We start from the raw sequence: 18,287 nt of genomic DNA, 5'->3' as shown, positions 1-18,287 counted from the left end.
AATGCTGATTAATAAAACCATGATTTATTAATCATTAATATGCTATATTTTGATTAATAAAACGCGAGGTTATTAATCATGAAATGGAATTGGCAGCTTGAGAGTTGGCCAAATTTTACTTGGGACTCCGATAAATTAGTTGCGTTTGAACAGTCTTTTACTGAGGGTGCCGGCATTATTATTGGTTCTTCGCAACATATTTCTCAAGAAGACAAGCAAAATTTATTTATCGATTTAATGTGTACTGATGCTTTGGATAGCTCTGAAATAGAAGGAGAACATTTAAACAGAGACAGTGTTCAATCTTCTATAAAAAAAGAGTTGGGCTTGTCTGCAGAAGCCCCCAGAGCCAGCTTGGCGGAGCGTGGGATTGCTAAAATGATGGTTAATTTATATCAAACGATTTCTAGCCCACTAACACATCAGGTTTTATTTGAATGGCATCAATTTTTAATGGGTAATAGCCATCATTTGGAAAATGTTGGTCAATATCGTAGTCATGAAGAAGCAATGCAAATTGTTTCTGGACCTGATTATGATCGAAAAATCCATTTTGAAGCGCCTCCTTCAAAATGTGTTCCAGCTGAAATGGAGCAATTTATTAATTGGTTTGAAAGGAGTTCTCCAGCTAGCTCAGCTCCTGTACCAACATTAACGCGAGCAGGAATAGCCCATTTATGGTTTGAGAGTATCCATCCTTTTCAAGATAGGAATGGAAGAATAGGGCGGGCTATAGCAGAAAAAGCCTTGTCTCAAGGATTTTCAAAACCGGTAATGACGGTATTGGCAAAAATATTATTAAAAAAGAGAAAGGAATATTATCAGCAATTAGGTTTAGCAAGTAAAACCTTAGACCTGACATCCTGGCTTTTATGGTTTGCTAACATTGTTCTGGAGGCTCAACAAAGCACTTATATGTATATTGATTTTATTATTAAGAAATCTGTTATTTTAAAGGAAGCTGAAGGGAAAATTAATCCAAGGCAAGGAAAGGTTTTATTAAGATTATTTCATGCTGGGCCTGAGGGATTTGTCGGTGGTTTAAGTGCTAAAAATTATATGAGCATTACTGGTGCAACGATCGCTACAACAACCAGAGATTTAAATGACTTGGTTAAAAAAAATATTCTCAAACGAACTGGTGAGCTTAAAGCGACGCGTTATTTTTTAAATCTTGATAAGGCTTAAATGGAGTTTGTGAGATTTGGTACGCAGTGTGTACTGTACATTTGGCGAGTTTTGTATTTAAATGCATGCCATCTAGATCGTTAATGTTGCAATTTATGTTTTTTGATGACACTTATTTGAATTATAAAGCAAGAGTTAGTTACTCTTTGTTTTGCGCTAAAGATTTTAATGAAACAGCTGCTTTTATCAAGGCTAATCGAATTTTAATGACTAGCACCGAGTTAGGCGCTTATATGCTAAAACCAGAAAATTATAAATATGCCATTATTGCTAGAATAAAGAATAACATTGTGGGCATTGTCTTATTCACAGATTTTGAATCGGAAGTGTTCATTAATCACCTCTGTGTAAGTCCTATACATCGTTTTAAAGGGATCGGCTCAAATTTATTGAAAGAATTAAAAGCTTTTATGGGACAAAGAACAGTCACTTATATAGATACTAGTAACAACTATATGCCTTGGATGGAGGTTTTGGATGTTTCCAAGAAAGCTGCAGTTATTAATCAATTAGGCTCATTTTATAAATAAAGTAGGTGACAGCCAAAGTAATCTTACTGTCCCTTATAAAAACCTATTCAACTTTACCATCAAGAGATTTAATTGTTTGTAAATTCATTTGTATAATGTTTTGGATGGTTATTCCAATTTCAGACTAAATTTCTTGCCTCGATTGAAGCTTTCTTTTGTAAGTTTTCTATGCTTTTCTTAGATCATGAAGCAAAGAGTAAAAGGCCATGAAATTATTATGAGGCTTATTGTCGACCCGGATTTATAAATGGTCACAAATAGTACATGAAAATGAAGTGGTGTCAGGTCGGCATAGGGATTGGTTCATGGAAATGGTATGGGTGTTAATAAAAAATAATAGTTTCTTGTTACTATTTTAAGCTTTTTACTTTTGAAAAACAGGAAATAAGTAGTTTAAAAATTCCTATACCTCTTTTGATTAAGCAGACCAATACAAGCAATTTTAAGAATAGTTGTCTAAAATAAAATGAAATATCCCTTTTATCTAGCATTCAGCATAAAAGTAATTTCTCTTGTGTAATTGACAATATATATGTTTAACAATGTCAATCTACTGAGGCAATACATGATAGATACAATAATCTTTGATTTTGACGGTGTAATACTTAACAGTGAACCCATGCATTTTGAAGCGTTAGTCCAGGTACTGAATCAATCTGGGATTAATCTAGCTTATGAAGAATATATGACCCATTACTTGGGATTAAGCGATATTAGTGTGTTTCCCAAAATACTGAATGATAAGGGTCTTGTGTTCTCATCCACTGAAATACGTCAACTTATAGAGCGCAAGGTCACAGTTTATAATGAGTTAATCGAGAACAGTGAGCAATTGCCTATGACTCCTGATCTGGATTGGTTTTTAGTTCGAGCGGTGAAACAATATGGAAAAATCGGTATCTGCAGCGGATCCAATCGCCATTCAATAATAAAAATTCTTGAAAAAATTCATTGCGGTCGCTTGGCTTGCTATTTTAAAACCATTGTAAGTTGTGAAGATGTAAGCTTGGGTAAACCGTCTCCAGAAGGTTATTTGCTCGCAGCGCATCATTTGCAATCCAATCCTGAAAACTGTTTGGTTATAGAGGACTCGGAGCATGGGGTAGCAGCTGCGAAAGCGGGAGGAATGCTGGTTGCGGGTTTACTCACAACACTGAGCAGGGATCAGCTGGCCAATGCGGATATGATTGTGCATGATTTTAAAGAGCTGGCTCATTTGTTGAACTCCCACTAAAAAGAGACAGGTTATGCAAGAAGTCTTATAAAGACTATACTTAATTTTATTAGAAAAATAATGAACTACAAAATTCTGAAGATAAGAAGAGCAAGATAATTTTTTTGTAAAAACGCTTATAAATTTTAATCAAAATCCAAAAGGATTTTTATGATGCTTGGTTATGGAAGATTGAAGAAAATTATTGCTTTAATATTATCAGTGGGCCCAATATTTATTTTGGCTTCTTGTACTATATCATCAAGTGCGGATAATGTTTTACAGGCTGATGAGCAATTGGCTACAGGTGAACACCAAAAGCATAAAGGGCATGGGGGATATGGAGGTGGTCGTGGGGGTGGTGGTGTTGGAGGACGTTAGAAGCGGCCGGAAATAAGTTTATTTGTCGTTAAGCTATTTTTTAATATCTAGCTTAAAATATATTCGGTTATATGATGGATGCTGCTGATGTCTTAAAATTTAAAAAAGAATAATTTTAGTTAGCTCGTCATTTTATGGAAGGAGCCTATGGAGCATAGTTGGTATGATAACAACAGCAAATTATCTGTAATGGGAATAATTTGTTTGATTATTTTTTTAGTCCTCTTTTTCTTTAGTCTGTTTATAATGCCTTTTTTAATCTGGGAATTACATTATAATGTTCCTGACTTTGTTAGCAATATGATAGCATACCTTGAAGATAGCTATTATTATTATTCTTCGCCTGTAAGTAAGATTCTTGTCTGGTTGACTTTTTTTATACCTTGCTTGATTACCGGGTATTTTTCTTATTACATTTCTCGCTCTATTGATAAGAAAAATTTGCTGAAGGACGCAAACATTGATGAAGAACAATCAAAAGAAATTTCTTCGGTAACTAATGAACAGATTAAGGAATCAGCAAGTTTAGGATTTAAAATTCTTATTCTAATGGCGGCTATTATTTTAATCATTTTCTTATTACAAGAATTCGTTAAATTCACATCATAACTTGAAGTACCTCTGTGTTTTCTGCAGAGTTAGAGAAAGTGTGAGCTTTAAAAATTCTTAAGGTAAAAATTTTCCTCAAACAGTTGGTAAATTGATGTTATATATTTTGACTTGGATTTTTTATGAAAAAAAGCATGGAACGCTCTTCTGATACCCTTTTAGAGATCGCAAGTCATCAGAAGTTAAAGGGGGAAGTTACATATCAACGTATTTTGCAAGTGCTTGGAGAGCGTGCCTTTGGAATTGTGCTTTTATTTTTTGCGTTGCCTAGTGCGCTGCCTTTCTCATTTATTCCTGGTATCTCCCTGATTTTTAGTGTTCCAATATTATTATTTGCATTTCAAATGGTTTTTGCCAGAAAAACAATGTGGCTACCAAAAATTATTGCGGAACGAACTATTCACCAGGAAACAATGGCCAAGTTTATACATAATACCGTTCCTTACTTAATTAAAATTGAATATTTTTTAAAACCCAGATGGTTGTTTATGACTTCCCGCTTTATGGAAATAATCCATGGGATTGTTATTTTCTTCCTTGCCCTATTATTGATGTTACCAATTCCATTTAGTAATTTTATTTTTGCTACGTTGTTAATTATTTTTAGCTTGGGATTAATAGAAAAAGATGGATTATTTCTCATTATAGGGTACCTAGGGGTTGTGATTTATGCAAACTTTGTCTATCTGTTTGTCTTGACGGCGGTGAAGCATTTGTTTGGTTGATTGAAAGCTTGTGTTACTAACCATTAGAGTTCACTTTTTTCATTATAGTTGAATTAACCATATGTAAATAAATAAAAAATTCCACTTTAATCACTCGGAATAACTTTGATGCAGTAATTTTTCAGGTTCTCACATAACCGAATTAAGGTGCCTTGCTATCCTGGAGTCTCAGCATATAATGGAATGCCTGGCTAACATCAAGTATTAAGCATGATACACACGGAATAAGATGATATGGTTAGATGGTCTTTGTTTTTTGCAGCAAATCGAAATAGTAAACCCCATAAAATAGTTGAGGAAGCTTATGTTTTCGTTGTTAGTTCTTTTTTCTTTCAATGCAACCCATATTTAGCTGAACGCAAGCGCACAAATAATCATTAAGCTATTGAAAAACAATAGATATTATTAAAAACAATATGACTTATGAAAACAATTGATTGTACATGGAATAATCATAATGATTAAATGTATGCATTGGGTGTTTTACGAGGAAATAATCATGACTACGTCCGTGTCTTTTGGTGAAACTTCAAAAAGAAATGAAAGCAGGGTAAAGAACATCGTTTATCTGGATTTCGATGGAACAATAACTGGTGCACATGGCAGAGAAGTGATTAGCTCCCCTCTGTGTGAAGCTTTGAGCAATAAAGCGACTTTTGATGAAAGGATGTGCTATAAAAATGAGTATGATGCATCTGACAATAAGGTTAAAATAACAGAAAATGCCAAGAAATTTCTACAAGATGTCAATAAATTACATCCACAGGTAAAAATTGTAATAATCAGCCGTAATCATGAAAATTATATTAAAGCTCTTTTAGAATTCGAAAATATTGATCATCGAAATATTACTATCTATCCTCGCGGCGTAGGAAATAAAATAGGGCCAGGAGAAGACAAGTACAAGGCAGTGGTATCACACGAAAAAAAACCTGAATGTTTACCAGGATTTCGTTTGATTTGTGATGATGATGAGATAGATGGGGAGGAGATGTATAATGGGCTTAAACATACTGGACGCTCCCAACTTGTAAAATACCATAATGAAAAGCCAGGCCAATTTAAATGGGGTGAATATTTTAAGGAAATATTAACTAATTGCGATATTGCTATAAAAGAATACCTGAACGGAAAAATAGGTTCACGCTTCCATCTTTTTACAGCAAAGGTAGATGAAAAAACAGGTGACCAAGCTTTTAAAGATAGATACAGTCAAGTAAAAGGAGATATATTAAAACGCGCAATAATCAATAATTTAAAAAATGATATAGAAAAAATAGATAATTTAGATGATTTAAAAGACTTTATAAAGAAATTTAAACAAAGCTCCGAATATATGACACTTAGCAAAGCCCAAGGGTTATTTACTAAAGTTACCGGCATAAAAACTGATTCGCAACGGGCCGTAGAAGAGATTTTTAGTAAGGCACTCAAAGATTTACAATCACCCAAGCTTGCAATGAAGTAGCTCAAATTTGATCGGGCAGTTGCAATTTAGGTTATGACTGCCTGATCACATTCAATTTATTTTTCAGCCAAAATTCTCTAATGGGATTATTAGTAAGACAGATAGAAACACCGAGATTTTAAAAATTAATTTTAACCACTATGATTTTAAACCTACAGCTCCTTTGTTATTGGTTGGCACTAAAGGTGATCGTGATGTACCTTACGCAGGAGCTGAAATGGCATATCATTCCTTTAGGAAATATAGTGATTTTGTGTGGATAAAATCTGTCAGTGACACCTTGGATCATGTGCAAGCTCATCCCTTTGTACTCAAAGAACAGGTGGATTTTTTTAAACAATTTGAGCGGCAAGAAGCGATGAATAAGTAATATCATTTTATGAAACTCAGCAATCACAGTTTTGATGTAGCAGTCAAGCTAAATGAAAATAGTTTAAAAATGATCTTAGGCAGCCAGCTATGGAGCCAGGGTGTTCTTGTTGAACTGTTTGAGATTGATCCATAGTTGCGTCATAAATTCGCTTATAACTTAATGCAGCAAAAACCCCATTGAGTTGGTTGGCAATTTTTAGCGCATTTAATAAATCAGTTTCGTCATGCAGACCTAACCAAGGAGTAATACATTGTCGTTGTAATGCTTCATATATTGTGTCGGACTGTTTTATTGGGTAAAAGAAGGTTATGTTCCACAAGCTGCCATTCAGAGAAAAAAATGGATGAGTGATAACGGTTTCTCCCCAGTCAATGATGCTTACATTTCCCGTCTTTTGATTGAGAATCATGTTATTTTCATGAAAATCACAATGATTAATTGTTTCTGGAATTTGGTATTTGGAGAGTGATTCACATAAATTAAAGCAAATTTCGTGTGCTTTGTTCAGGAGGGTAATCTCATTTTTTGATAGTCCATCACTTAATAAAAGCTCTTCTTGTTGTATCAGTTGGTCATATAATGATGAAAATTTTTCAAGCCGCCAATCGGGGATACCCAATTTTATGAGTTGTGGGAGTTGATTCTCTACTAACCGTTGAATTTTAGTGTAATTAAGAATACCTGTTTTAAGCATTTCCAAATCAATATTTTCTTTAAACAGATTCCGTAAAGTTTGATCGCCACAAGACAGCATCAAAAAGCAATTTAAGTGTTTATTTTCTGCAATGATTTGGGGAATATTGCCACATCGCTGTTCCTGAAGATAGGTTATTGTTTGGGGCTCCAGGTACAACATTTCCGGTGTTTGTTTCAGATAATAAACATTGCTTTCGGAAGAGGCAATTCTATGTACTGTTGAATAAGCGGTTTCAATAATTTTCTGTTGATCAATGATTTTAAATTCATCGTTTAATGCCAGATCCTCAAGAGCCCATTTTAAGGCGAGCTGATTTTTTATTTGCTTTTGATTCACAGTCTGCTCATAACTAATCATCTTTAATATGAATTTAATGTATAAAATAGTTTAAGTCCAAACATCATGCTTATCTTCTGTTTTGATCCTTGATGGAAACGCAGATTTATTACTCTCTTCGCTAATATGGGGTACGCTTGCTACACTATAAGTAAGCGTCATCAATGTGGGCATGAAAGTGCATATGGAGTTATGACATGACAAAATTAATCAGCGTTGTATTTTACCTGTTTATAATTCCAAACGTGATGGCCTATACCCCTCAATTTAACAAATCAGAGCAGCTTAAGAAGCTGACTCCATTGCAATATCAGGTAACCCAAAATGGGGCAACGGAAAAATCATTTGATAATGCTTACTGGAACAATAAAGAGGAAGGTATTTATGTTGATATAGTATCAGGAGAACCTTTGTTTAGTTCTAATGATAAATACGATTCAGGAACGGGTTGGCCCAGTTTTACAAAGCCAATCGATACATCCTATTTGGTTTTCCATACTGACAGAAGCTATTTTTTTATTGTGCGTACTGAAGTTCGCTCTAAATACGCTAACTCTCATTTAGGCCATGTCTTTAAAGACGGCCCAGAACCAACCGGTTTGCGATATTGCATGAATTCAGCTGCCTTGAAATTTATTCCAAAAAATGAAATGGAAAAAGCTGGGTACGGGGAGTATCTTTATCTGTTCAATAAAAAATAAACAGCCTTTGTTTTTTCAGCAAGTTAGCCTATGCAACTCATTGAGCTCAAATCAATGTTAGAGCTTAAATTGGCTGAACTTGCCGTATGTTCTTCAAATTATAGCCTGGCTGAAGGGAACGTGCTTAATGATCCAAGTTTAGTGTCAATTAAATCAATGAGATCATGTGTTAATTGATTGGCTCTTTGATTTTTATTGAGTAAAGTCCATTTCTTCTCGGCCAAATGTCTGGATTCAGTGCGGTAATAATCTGAGAACAGGCCATTACCTACGTTTTCTTGCCTGATGCGCAAAAGGGCATATTTTTGAATCAGTGGATGATCAGTTTTTGCTTCTTTCTGACAAAAATCACGAAAAGAAATAAACATTTTACCCTGATAATTTTCTATGTAGTCTTTCTGTATTATTTCAAAGAGAGAAGAGTGTCCAGTGTCAAGTTTCGAATCTTCCTGTAGGGCGCGTAATACTCTTGTCAACATCTCGGTGTATTGTGCCGGGCTTGCTTTTTTCAAGGAATTTTTTCCTTCTAATAAATCCATTTCATCCAGATGAACAGAATTCATCAAGAATTGAATGCATTCCATCGCTTCTTCGTAGTGAGGGGTGGTGCCATAACTGGAGCAAGTCAGTCGGAATGCTTGTACAGTCGGTTGAGCTCCCATCCTGTATAAGCGTAAAGCAAAATCTTCATGACCTAGCCGTAATAAAAATTCAGCCGGTTGCATCGCCTCGAATTCAAAATTATCCTGATTGTTGATAATCAATAGTTGTTGATCGCCAGGAATTTTATTTTCAATATGACTAATGAAATCATACATTAAGTGGATAATCTCAGGGTTACCTAAACTGGCAGCTATCAAACTTTTGAGAGGGTTATTGCCAGATTTGGGATGGATTAAATTAAGGTAAGGGGATTGATCTATGGCAGTAAAATCGACTTCCTTTATCATTAACTCTCTAAACAAAGCAACCATTTGAGCAGAAGAAAAGTTTAATTCATTGGTAGCAATGATATTTGCCAGGGTTGTTGTCAACTCGTTACTGGGATTTCCATCGGTTGGATAAGCGTATTCTCTTTTTGTTGCCAAAGATGTCCAGTGGGGAGGAATTCGCTCATCACCTTCAATCGTTATATGGCTTTTAACCATAATTCTTTGATTTAAATATTTAGGACTTTGACTGCGAATGATGGATATTAGGTGGTAATATTTCTCGTCTTTGTCAATTGACGAGTTTAACAGGTCTAACAATTCACTATCTTTAATGATTAATGGAGCATCTACCAATATTTGAGGTGAGTTGGCTTTATTATCATGATGAAAAAAACTTGGAATCTTTTCTCCCATTTTATTATTTCGCATAGTTAAGAACCTATTTCAAAAAGTTTAAAAGCGATAGCTGATGCAACAAAAGCCTCGAACCCATGTTTTGTTTGTAATAATCAATAGATCCTTCTTACTCCTATTTTAGCCATGATGATTTCATCTTGATTAGATTGTTTATATAAGTCAAGAATATTTTCATGCTATCTGATTAAAAATTGGGGTCTTCCAATCCCTAAATTGATTCGTCAACCCTCTGAAATACTTGCAAGCAAGAGTTTCTTATTCCGTTGAAAATAAAACTAGGGCAATCAAGGCGAAAACCATCCCCAATCCTTGTTTTAAACTTAATTCTTGTTTGAGAAAAATCATACAGAATATTAAAGTAATCATGGGATACATAGAGGTGACCAAAACTACTGGCATGGTGGGGCCATTACGTAATGCCAAAATAAAAAAAATACAGGCAATTCCATTAGCCAGCCCATTGAGCAAGCCATAAGTACTCCCTTTAACAGAAAGTTCGGGTTTGAAACCCAATAAAATCAAAGCAATAATTCCTGAGATTAAAACCCCTATACTTGAATAAAAGGTAATGGATAAGGGATTAATAAAATCAGAGGCTCTTGTTCCCCAATACCCCCAAGCTCCATAAAGAATTAATGCAGCCAAAGAAGGGAAGTACCAAGCGCTAAAATTCATAATTTTATCTTATCAAGCAATTTGTTTGAGGTTTGCTCAGGATAACTGTTCATTAGTGAAAATAATACTGTTTATTACTAAATTTTACTTATTATCATGATGAGCTCTGGTTTATAAAAACGCTAATTACCAATGTAGTTTATTTTTTGAATAAATAATAACCAAAAATCCATGAATGGACGTTTCATGGATTGAAAGAGGGGGCTGGTTCAGATTTTACAGAATAATAGTCTTCAATTAGTGTGAGCTCCCCTAATTTAGAAATTTTTACTTTTTCTGCATCAGTTTCACAGTGCTCCATATAATCGTGGAGTAAACCGGCAATATGGGATACCAAACGATGAGAGGACATTATGGAAAGATGGCCGTGACGATCTAAAATATGCAGCGAATCTGAGTATTTATCAACGTATTCTTTTATATACCCTGATTCTCCAGGTACAATCGCATCTTCTTTTGCAATAAAAAAATGGTACGCACTAACGGAGTGTTCTACTATCTCTTGTTTAAGTTGTGCAAGAAACTCACTATCAATCTCCATTTCTCTAATAGAATCAGAAAACCATGACAATGGTTTTACAGCAAGGTAAGAACCATTAAACGGGGTGCCCACTGTAATAACTAGCGGTACCTCAATTGAGGCCTCTTTCGCTAAAAACTCTGCAAAATAAGAAGCAACCAGACCTCCTCTGGAGTGCGCCATTAAAATGACTCGCTGATGCTGATTAGCTTTTATTTTATTTTTGAGTTGTTCAGCAAAAAATTTGATACTTTTTCCCTGGTAACGTTGATCAAAGGCTAGTAAATTCAGAGAGCAAATTTCATCAGGAAGACCGGCATCGATCAAACGTTCAGCAACACGCTTAAATGCTGCTGGTTGATCAGCTGTACCATGGATAAAATAGATTGCCGTCCCTGCGTTGTTGTCTTCTTCGTTTTTGTAATTAGGATTTTGATAGGATTGATCGCCAGCAGGAGAAGTTAACCAATAATAAGTATGAGCAAATATACCCGTGGTGGAAATGGGTTGTTTGGCTTTTGCAGTATTGAGAACGCGCTTCAACATAGTTAAATTCCTTTTTTATTGTGGAGCGTCGGGTTCCGAAAGTCGGATATTGTCAATAATTTCTCAATAATATAGCTTAATATAAGTCAATTATAAACTGTGCTTTAAAGAGTTATCGGGGTCAGTTATTGTCAATGAATTATGAATGAATTGTGATTTAGTTAACGTCTCTATTGGTTTTTTGTAATTGGTGCCTTACCAGTCAAAATCAGAGAGTTCTTAAGGTAGTAGTAGTTTTATGAAAACTCTTCACCTTTTATGATTTAAAATATCAAGAAACTCTCTCTGGCCTATTTTTAGGACAACATGATTAGTGTCTTGCGTCAAACACAACCAAAGGCTAATTACTTCATAGCGATTATTTTTTATGTTTTCTTTGTGATTTTTGTTTGCTATTTTCACCAACGGTTGTTCCGGGATGTTTCTTTGCAAACTCTTTGGTGACGTATCACCCGGTTCCTGCATCTCTATATTTTGTCATTTTAAACTCCATCTTTATCCGTTCCAATGGAAGTATAGCAAATTCAGTTCGCAAGAGGAGTTTTGGTGAAAAAGAGGCTGTTCTACTTGCTCCTCTTATACTTGTATGTAAACTAAAACCCTTATTGGATATAAGGGATTAGACATGGCCAGATTTTTCAAAGACAGGGAAATTGAAATCAAAGATTCAGCAGTTGAGTATTACAAAAAACTGTGTAATGCTCTAAATATAACCATGTCAGTGTGCATTGCCAGCACTTCTGCATTAGTTATTAATGGACTCACTGCAAAAATCAATAAAGATAGAATGACTCAATATGAGGAAAATAGCTCTGTTGCTATTCATGGTATCGGTGAGATAAGAGTTTTTCTACTCAGGGTATATAAACATCTTGAGGACAACAAGATTGATTTTCTGGATGGGAGGGCGGCAATAAAAAACATAATGTCAAAGGGAATGGCAGGAAATTGCGAACACCAAGCTTTTTATCTTGCTGCCTTGCTGAGACAACAAAATATCCCTGCGCTTATTTATGATATTAAAGACATTGGCCATACTGTAGTTATCACTCAAAATTATCTCCTTGATCCATGGATAGGTGAGATTTTTGCAATTGTCAAAACTGATCTCGGCAAATTTTTCGGGTCGTTACTAAATATGAAAGCCTCGTGGCTAAATCGATTATTAAGTAATAAAAAATTCAGCTACCCTGATGAACTTACTCTCCAAACATTAAGCGAATATTTTGTACAACAAGAAGACCAATATCGAATCGAACTTAATATTTTAGATAATAAAGAGGGTATGGATCATCAAATGTCTTGCGAATTACCTTATTAAAAAAGCATTGCTGCCTGAGCGCACCTGTCAAAATAGAAATGTCGGGCGCGGTGCCCGACTTAATCTTGTTGGAAATGCAAGTTAGGTTTAATTTCAGTGTCCATTAGAAGTAGAAGGGGCATGCTCGCCTTGATTTTCCTGCTCAGGTTCATGGTCTTGATCCTGTGGCACAGGGAGTATGTTAAAAAATAATAATGCCACTTGTTGTTGGTTATTATTAATGGGTGGTATCAAGGAAAACATCAGGAGTGGGAGAGGAATTGGTATTGCATTATCCTGTTGTTGAGCAGGGTTATCTCCATGATGCCCATGGATGAATAGGGGTTGATAAAAAAAGAAATGAGGGTTTTGCCCTACATGAGCAAATTGATCTTGTAGTACCTCTCGTGCCCAGTTTTCAGTTAACTCTCTCTTAACAGAGTCACTAAATTGCTTGGGTTCAGTCTTATCGGGATCAACTGCAAAAAATTCTATTACCTGATCTTTGCTTATGGGTTGATTGGTTAACTTATCCTCTTCAAAAAGGAGTTTGTTACTTGAATGAGCAATCAATGATTTGGCAGGAATAGGCCAATATTTCTCCGCGTGAGTAGTTGGATCACTGGGGAGATGCTCCAACCCTGATGAAATTGCTTTAATGCTGAATTTATTATCACCAATCTTAACCAGGTAAACGATCGTGTTTTCATCCAGCACAGTATCTTCTTGCATAATAGGATCAAAATAAGTTGGCATAATAATAGTCCTTTAGCTGTTATTTAAACTCAATAGTAACTTATAGGATCAAATTGGCTTTTGCAATACTTTTGATTCATTATTTAATCAAGCAATATGATTTGGTTAGCAAACAGTTTGGATTAAATACAATGACTGTTACTTGTCAGTTCTCAATTTAGGCAAAGGGCAAGATTTAATCTTTTGCCCTGTGACGCTTTTTCCGCATGCTAAATTTATTTCAGAAAATCATGCTTGGCTTTTTGATAGGTATTCAAAAAACTATCCTGGACAACTACGGCTTTATTATTAACAGCTTGAATTGTTTCTGGCTTGTTAAGCACACCAGTTTTAAATTCCCAACCTTTGGGAAGCTGAAGTTTGGTGCCTAGTTGTGTGAGGGTATTCATTGTTTGTGGGTATTTTTGAACACTATAGGATTGCATTACAAAAACTTGTCCGTTGGGATCAATCAATTCAAAGACAGGTTTACCTGTTTGATAGACCCATGTTGTTTTACGGTCCACGACATGCGATTGATAGGGCTTATTTTTAAATAAATCCATTACACTAAGGTGCAAAATGCCTGCTTCCCGCATTGGAATTCCACTAATTGTTTTGATGGCTGGATTTATCAAAGATGTGTTTTTGAACCCGTCAATTACCCAATATCGAGGGCCATTGAGATGAACAAAAGAAGAGCCCGTCTCTTTTTTTACTGCAGAAATAGAAACTTTACTCCACAATTGCTCCGGGCAATCATTTAATCCCCAAGTGTTATAAACGGCATAACTGGATATGGTTTTTGCCAGGATTATCTCACAATATCGTTTGCCACGCATGTTGGATGTTTCAGCGCCATAGGATAACAAGGGAACAAAGAGTAAAATAAATAAGAATAAAGAGCTTCCTATGCAATAAGGATGAAAAAGTTTTAAATTACGCACGACGGTCTCCTTGTCATTTTTATATCTATTTGCACTTTAACTTGCAAAGACTATTCTATCTAAAAAATTGGGAAATGTTCAAATAGACGGTAGTTCAATAAAGTTTAATGGCTTTTTGGGAGTTGGAAGTGAGAGATCATCAACTCGACTTTAGCCACTTTTTCGTGAGTTGTCCATCCTAGAGAAATAATTAATATCTTGATTTATTGTCTCTTTTAGGCCTCCTAACTAGCCTTTCGAAACATGTGCTGTGCGCGCTCCTCAGGGTGAGTGGTTCACGAAAAAGTGGCTAAAGTTGCGATTAAGAAAATTTTGAGCTTTCTTTAGGATGTAATCAGGCTTTTTGATCGAAGTCCATTATGTAAAAATTCAAATGGTATTTGAATTAAAAATGAAATTGATTAACTCTTTCAGGAAGTTATCTCTTAAACCATCAAGGTATGCCAGTTGTTTGGCCGCTTGTTCTTTTTGCCCTGTTTGAATTAACTGAATTATTATATTGCCCAATTTATGTTCCTTGCGATGTAAATCACACACTTTTTTAATTGTCTTGCCTTCTTTAATTGTTTGTTGGTTCTCAAGAAGCCACCGTTCTATTGGGCATACTTGAAGTGATAATTCAGGTTTTTGGGTTTGATTATTCTCCAAATAAAGCCTGATTGATTGAAAGGTAAGATAGTGTTTTATGGAGATTTTGGCTAGTTTATTTAAAGCGGCATGCGAAAATCGGTTTTCTCCCCATTCTGGAGCAAGCTTCCAATTTTTTATCCATGGAATTAATTTTTTGGCTGGCATGGGTTTGGCAATAGCGTATCCCTGAATTAGATTGCAACCAAGCAAGCTTAATAATTTCCCATGGGCTACTGTTTCAACCCCTTCTGCAACCAGGGTACGACCAATGACTCGGCAAAACTCTATCATTATTTTCAGGATGGCTAAATCTTTAGGATTATCAAAAATATTAATGATGAAACTTTGATCAATTTTGACTTCAAAGGTATTCAATTCTTTAAGAAAGGTTAAAGAGGCGTAACCTGTTCCAAAGTCATCCAAAGAAAAATTGACTCCTTTAGCCTTGCATTCGGCTATTATCTGGGATACTAGCGTCAAGTCTTCAATGGCTTCCGTTTCAAGGATTTCAAGCACGAGCAGGTGATTAGGAACGCTTGGGTATAGTGCCAATGTGTCAAACAGTTTTTTGACAAAATTGGGATGTTGCAGTTGATAAGCACTTACATTAACATTGATGGGGATTTTTATGCTGCAAGCAAGCAATTCCTTCAGGGCAAGATCATACCTTTTTGACCAGTAATTATCATTTAGTATGATTTTTCAGTGATTTGTGATCAAATACTCATTTTTTGGATGACAAGAAATGAGTTTTGTAGAAAATTTTTCCATACTTAAAGATCCTCGTAGCGAAATAAATCAGCGCCATAATCTGCTAGATATCTTATTTTTAGCAGGTACTGCGGTGATGTCTGGAGCTGAGGGATGGAAAGACATAAAGGATTTTGGAGAAGAAAAGCTTGATTGGCTAAGACAATATCGGGATTTTAAGCATGGGATACCAGCCGATGATACCATAGCTCGTGTAATTAGTGCTCTTGATTCAGAGCAGTTCACGTTGTGTTTTGTAAATTGGGTGAATGAACTTCGTTCGAAAGATGGTCGAGAACAAATAGCAATAGATGGAAAAACTCTACGCCGCTCATATACAGGTGACCGCACCACAGCCTTACATAGCATTACTGCATGGAGTAAACGAAATGGGTTGATATTAGCTCAAATGCGCTCTAATGGAAAAGCAAACGAAAAAGCCAGTGTGTTAGAAATGCTAGACCTCTTGGAGCTTAAGGGAGCAATTGTTACTGCCGATGCTATGAATACAGAAAAGAAGATAGCTAAAAAAATACATGATAAAGGCGGAGACTATGTGCTTTGTGTTAAAAACAACCATAAAAAACTATTGAATGAAATTAAGGATTATTTTCATATCATGGAAAGAGACCATCGAGAAATCTGGTCACAAAATTACTTCGAAGAAGTGGACGCAGGCCATGGACGCATAGAAACAAGAACATGCCGGCAAATCGTAATTAGTCCATGGATTGAAGGTTACGCCGACTGGCAAGGATTACAAACCGTAATTGAAGTAACGCGAACACGTGAAATAAAAGAAAAAACCGGCACTGAAGTACAATACTATATCAGTTCCTTGCCCTTAGAGCCTAAACAAATTGCAGATGCTATCAGAGAGCATTGGGCAGTCGAAAACAAAGCTCACTGGGTGTTGGATGTGACCTACAAAGAAGATGACTCAAGAATACGCAGAGACAATGCAGCAGAAAATCTAGCCTTGCTTCGTAGGTTTGCACTCAATCTGGCTCGACTTCATCCTCAGAAAAATAGCATGAAGGGAAAATTAAAAAAGGCTATGTGGTCTGATAAATTTAGAAGTGAACTCTTGATTGGGCAAATTCAGGGCAAAGTATGATTTTGCCCTGGCAATTCCTTAACTTGATGTAATACCTGATGAAGCACCCAATCACCAATCTCTAGAGAAAGAGGGTGATTATTGAGGTCGGATAAAAATTGTTTGGGAAGCAATAAGCCTTTCTCTGGATGCTGCCAACGAAGTAGCGCTTCCAAACCCACCACTTTAGCTGTATTTAATTCTACAATAGGTTGATAATAAACTTTCAGTTCATTTAACTGCATTGCTTTAGAGACAGATTCAACGCGCTTATTAAATTCTATAATTCGCTCTTCAACCTGAGGATCAAAAAATTCAAAAATATTAACACCCCTGATGTGTGCTTTGTGGCGGGCAATTTCAGATTGTTGTATCAAATCTTCGGCATTGAATGAGCTATTTTTATAATAGGCGGTTAATCCAATGATCGTTTGCAAAATGATAGTTTGGTGATGAACGTAGTAAGGATAAGAGAGTTTTTCTATCATTCTTTGTGCAATCGAAGCCATCACTTCAATTTTGTTTTTGATAAAATAAATAACAATAAACTCACTTAAACCGATGCGTGAGAAAAACATTTTTTTAGGTGTTGTTCGATCAATACGGTTAACTGCTTCCAATATGATTTTATCGCGAGTATTGGGGGGTAAATCTAACAGAGAGCTTTTGCTATTGGAGTCAAATACTCTAATATTAAAAACGATGAGTTCCTTATTTCCTTCGGACAATCCGCTGATAAGCGTCTGAAGTCTTTGAGTGAGTAAAAATTTATTCGGTAACCCTGTTAAATAATCATAATATTTGAAATTCTCAATTTGTTGTTCTTGTTTTTTTATTAACGTGAGATCATGATAATAACCAATGTAGTTGATGATATCACCATCGGAATTTTTAACGGCCGAGATTGCCAAAAAGGCAGGAAATAGCCTTTTATTTTTCTTTTTTGCCCAAAGTTCACCGCTCCACTGACCTTTCGCTATGAGTATATTCCATAGCTCCTTGTAAAATTTCTCGTTTTGCTTCCTTGAATGCAAGAAAGCAGGTTTTTGGCCTATGACTTCCTGCTCTGTATATCCTGTCATTTTCATAAATGCGTTATTGGTTTCAATAATGATGCCTTCCAGATCGGTGATGATAATACCTTCAAACGCTGAACTGATGCCTTTGCTTGAAATTTTTAAAAGTTTTTCTTTTAACTTGAGCTCTGTAATATCAAAGAGAGAAATAATCCATACCAGGCGATTTTCCCAGATGCTTTTCCTGACTGTCATATGTACTGTGAAAACGTCATTATTGGATTTTAAAATTTCAACTTCCTGCGTTTCATTTGCAGCCATCGGATATAAAAAATTAGTGCCAATGAGTTCTGTACGGATGACGCCAAATAATTGAATCACGTAATCATTCGCATAAAGAATTTGACCCTCATTATTAATCACCAATACCCCAATAGCCATTTTTTCAACGAGTTGGTACCAGAAGTCTTGAATGCTATTGTGGTCGTTTGACATAATAATA

At 35.6% G+C, this 18,287-nt stretch carries 18 protein-coding genes and 2 pseudogenes; 11 read left to right on the top strand and 9 right to left on the bottom strand.

Annotation, left to right across the window (positions count from 1 at the left end):
* The first annotated feature begins 78 nt into the window (after positions 1 to 78).
* The 8 genes and pseudogenes from OQI99_RS06880 to OQI99_RS06845 all read left to right on the top strand — a co-directional run.
* A complete protein-coding gene (locus OQI99_RS06880) occupies positions 79 to 1,188 on the top strand; it encodes a Fic family protein (protein ID WP_265731562.1) in 1,110 nt (369 codons plus the stop codon).
* A gap of 83 nt (positions 1,189 to 1,271) precedes the next feature.
* Positions 1,272 to 1,718 (top strand): GNAT family N-acetyltransferase, encoded by a 447-nt coding sequence (locus OQI99_RS06875; protein ID WP_195911916.1) that lies wholly within the window; start codon positions 1,272 to 1,274, stop codon positions 1,716 to 1,718.
* 565 nt (positions 1,719 to 2,283) lie between these two features.
* A complete protein-coding gene (locus OQI99_RS06870; protein WP_265731561.1) occupies positions 2,284 to 2,952 on the top strand; it encodes an HAD family hydrolase in 669 nt (222 codons plus the stop codon).
* Positions 2,953 to 3,102: 150 nt separating this feature from the next.
* Positions 3,103 to 3,312, top strand: coding sequence for a hypothetical protein (locus OQI99_RS06865; protein ID WP_236709815.1), 210 nt, complete (start codon positions 3,103 to 3,105; stop codon positions 3,310 to 3,312).
* Between the two features lie 147 nt (positions 3,313 to 3,459).
* Positions 3,460 to 3,921: a hypothetical protein gene (locus OQI99_RS06860; protein WP_265731560.1), complete on the top strand. Its 462-nt coding sequence runs from the start codon at positions 3,460 to 3,462 to the stop codon at positions 3,919 to 3,921.
* A 122-nt stretch (positions 3,922 to 4,043) separates the two neighbouring features.
* Positions 4,044 to 4,646 (top strand): exopolysaccharide biosynthesis protein, encoded by a 603-nt coding sequence (locus OQI99_RS06855; RefSeq protein WP_061513514.1) that lies wholly within the window; start codon positions 4,044 to 4,046, stop codon positions 4,644 to 4,646.
* A gap of 499 nt (positions 4,647 to 5,145) precedes the next feature.
* Complete coding sequence (gene lem4, locus OQI99_RS06850) at positions 5,146 to 6,114, top strand: Dot/Icm T4SS effector Lem4/SmdA (protein ID WP_265731559.1); 969 nt, start codon at positions 5,146 to 5,148, stop codon at positions 6,112 to 6,114.
* A 55-nt stretch (positions 6,115 to 6,169) separates the two neighbouring features.
* Positions 6,170 to 6,484, top strand: a pseudogene (locus tag OQI99_RS06845) (alpha/beta hydrolase); the annotation flags it as partial.
* 43 nt (positions 6,485 to 6,527) lie between these two features.
* Here the strand turns inward: OQI99_RS06845 and OQI99_RS06840 are convergent.
* Positions 6,528 to 7,520 (bottom strand): phosphotransferase, encoded by a 993-nt coding sequence (locus tag OQI99_RS06840; RefSeq protein ID WP_265731558.1) that lies wholly within the window; start codon positions 7,518 to 7,520, stop codon positions 6,528 to 6,530.
* Positions 7,521 to 7,717: 197 nt separating this feature from the next.
* Between OQI99_RS06840 and msrB the strand changes: the two genes are divergently transcribed.
* Positions 7,718 to 8,221 carry a peptide-methionine (R)-S-oxide reductase MsrB gene (gene msrB / locus OQI99_RS06835; protein ID WP_011213460.1) on the top strand — a complete coding sequence of 168 codons (504 nt, stop codon included), beginning with the start codon at positions 7,718 to 7,720 and terminating at the stop codon, positions 8,219 to 8,221.
* A gap of 98 nt (positions 8,222 to 8,319) precedes the next feature.
* Here the strand turns inward: msrB and OQI99_RS06830 are convergent, their stop codons facing one another.
* From OQI99_RS06830 to OQI99_RS06815, 4 genes are all read right to left on the bottom strand, one after another.
* Positions 8,320 to 9,582, bottom strand: coding sequence for a hypothetical protein (locus tag OQI99_RS06830; protein WP_265731557.1), 1,263 nt, complete (start codon positions 9,580 to 9,582; stop codon positions 8,320 to 8,322).
* 243 nt (positions 9,583 to 9,825) lie between these two features.
* On the bottom strand, positions 9,826 to 10,245 hold the full coding sequence (locus OQI99_RS06825; protein WP_011946216.1) for an EamA family transporter: 420 nt from the start codon (positions 10,243 to 10,245) through the stop codon (positions 9,826 to 9,828).
* Positions 10,246 to 10,429: 184 nt separating this feature from the next.
* Positions 10,430 to 11,311 carry an alpha/beta hydrolase gene (locus OQI99_RS06820; protein WP_265731556.1) on the bottom strand — a complete coding sequence of 294 codons (882 nt, stop codon included), beginning with the start codon at positions 11,309 to 11,311 and terminating at the stop codon, positions 10,430 to 10,432.
* A 249-nt stretch (positions 11,312 to 11,560) separates the two neighbouring features.
* The gene (locus OQI99_RS06815) at positions 11,561 to 11,776 is read right to left on the bottom strand and encodes a hypothetical protein (RefSeq protein WP_265731555.1); all 216 of its coding nucleotides are present in this window, start codon (positions 11,774 to 11,776) and stop codon (positions 11,561 to 11,563) included.
* Positions 11,777 to 11,936: 160 nt separating this feature from the next.
* Here OQI99_RS06815 and OQI99_RS06810 point away from each other — a divergent pair, with 160 nt between their 5' ends.
* Positions 11,937 to 12,632: a hypothetical protein gene (locus OQI99_RS06810; protein WP_265731554.1), complete on the top strand. Its 696-nt coding sequence runs from the start codon at positions 11,937 to 11,939 to the stop codon at positions 12,630 to 12,632.
* A gap of 93 nt (positions 12,633 to 12,725) precedes the next feature.
* Here the strand turns inward: OQI99_RS06810 and OQI99_RS06805 are convergent, their stop codons facing one another.
* The 3 genes and pseudogenes from OQI99_RS06805 to OQI99_RS06795 form a co-directional block, all read right to left on the bottom strand.
* The gene (locus OQI99_RS06805) at positions 12,726 to 13,367 is read right to left on the bottom strand and encodes a hypothetical protein (protein ID WP_265731553.1); all 642 of its coding nucleotides are present in this window, start codon (positions 13,365 to 13,367) and stop codon (positions 12,726 to 12,728) included.
* A gap of 215 nt (positions 13,368 to 13,582) precedes the next feature.
* Positions 13,583 to 14,293, bottom strand: coding sequence for a hypothetical protein (locus OQI99_RS06800; RefSeq protein ID WP_265731552.1), 711 nt, complete (start codon positions 14,291 to 14,293; stop codon positions 13,583 to 13,585).
* 369 nt (positions 14,294 to 14,662) lie between these two features.
* A pseudogene (locus OQI99_RS06795) lies at positions 14,663 to 15,577 on the bottom strand (EAL domain-containing protein); the annotation flags it as partial.
* Between the two features lie 91 nt (positions 15,578 to 15,668).
* Here OQI99_RS06795 and OQI99_RS06790 point away from each other — a divergent pair.
* Positions 15,669 to 16,790: an ISAs1 family transposase gene (locus OQI99_RS06790; protein WP_061514717.1), complete on the top strand. Its 1,122-nt coding sequence runs from the start codon at positions 15,669 to 15,671 to the stop codon at positions 16,788 to 16,790.
* Here the strand turns inward: OQI99_RS06790 and OQI99_RS06785 are convergent.
* Positions 16,775 to 18,280 carry a PAS domain S-box protein gene (locus OQI99_RS06785; protein WP_265731550.1) on the bottom strand — a complete coding sequence of 502 codons (1,506 nt, stop codon included), beginning with the start codon at positions 18,278 to 18,280 and terminating at the stop codon, positions 16,775 to 16,777. The genes OQI99_RS06790 and OQI99_RS06785 overlap by 16 nt on opposite strands.
* Positions 18,281 to 18,287 lie beyond the last annotated feature (7 nt).

The organism is Legionella sp. PATHC039 (assembly GCF_026191275.1).
In the GTDB taxonomy this organism is placed as follows: domain Bacteria; phylum Pseudomonadota; class Gammaproteobacteria; order Legionellales; family Legionellaceae; genus Legionella; species Legionella pneumophila.
Note: the sequence above shows the minus strand (reverse complement) of the source record. Positions and strands in the feature narration are given on the sequence as shown.

Excerpts from the sequence above, each read along its gene's own strand:
- OQI99_RS06880 (WP_265731562.1), top strand. The coding sequence starts at position 79 with ATGAAATGGAATTGGCAGCTTGAGAGTTGGCCAAATTTTACTTGGGAC.
- OQI99_RS06875 (WP_195911916.1), top strand. The coding sequence starts at position 1,272 with ATGTTGCAATTTATGTTTTTTGATGACACTTATTTGAATTATAAAGCA.
- OQI99_RS06870 (WP_265731561.1), top strand. The coding sequence starts at position 2,284 with ATGATAGATACAATAATCTTTGATTTTGACGGTGTAATACTTAACAGT.
- OQI99_RS06865 (WP_236709815.1), top strand. The coding sequence starts at position 3,103 with ATGATGCTTGGTTATGGAAGATTGAAGAAAATTATTGCTTTAATATTA.
- OQI99_RS06860 (WP_265731560.1), top strand. The coding sequence starts at position 3,460 with ATGGAGCATAGTTGGTATGATAACAACAGCAAATTATCTGTAATGGGA.
- OQI99_RS06855 (WP_061513514.1), top strand. The coding sequence starts at position 4,044 with ATGAAAAAAAGCATGGAACGCTCTTCTGATACCCTTTTAGAGATCGCA.
- lem4 (WP_265731559.1), top strand. The coding sequence starts at position 5,146 with ATGACTACGTCCGTGTCTTTTGGTGAAACTTCAAAAAGAAATGAAAGC.
- msrB (WP_011213460.1), top strand. The coding sequence starts at position 7,718 with ATGACAAAATTAATCAGCGTTGTATTTTACCTGTTTATAATTCCAAAC.
- OQI99_RS06830 (WP_265731557.1), bottom strand. The coding sequence starts at position 9,582 with ATGCGAAATAATAAAATGGGAGAAAAGATTCCAAGTTTTTTTCATCAT.
- OQI99_RS06825 (WP_011946216.1), bottom strand. The coding sequence starts at position 10,245 with ATGAATTTTAGCGCTTGGTACTTCCCTTCTTTGGCTGCATTAATTCTT.
- OQI99_RS06820 (WP_265731556.1), bottom strand. The coding sequence starts at position 11,311 with ATGTTGAAGCGCGTTCTCAATACTGCAAAAGCCAAACAACCCATTTCC.
- OQI99_RS06815 (WP_265731555.1), bottom strand. The coding sequence starts at position 11,776 with ATGCAGGAACCGGGTGATACGTCACCAAAGAGTTTGCAAAGAAACATC.
- OQI99_RS06810 (WP_265731554.1), top strand. The coding sequence starts at position 11,937 with ATGGCCAGATTTTTCAAAGACAGGGAAATTGAAATCAAAGATTCAGCA.
- OQI99_RS06805 (WP_265731553.1), bottom strand. The coding sequence starts at position 13,367 with ATGCCAACTTATTTTGATCCTATTATGCAAGAAGATACTGTGCTGGAT.
- OQI99_RS06790 (WP_061514717.1), top strand. The coding sequence starts at position 15,669 with ATGAGTTTTGTAGAAAATTTTTCCATACTTAAAGATCCTCGTAGCGAA.
- OQI99_RS06785 (WP_265731550.1), bottom strand. The coding sequence starts at position 18,280 with ATGTCAAACGACCACAATAGCATTCAAGACTTCTGGTACCAACTCGTT.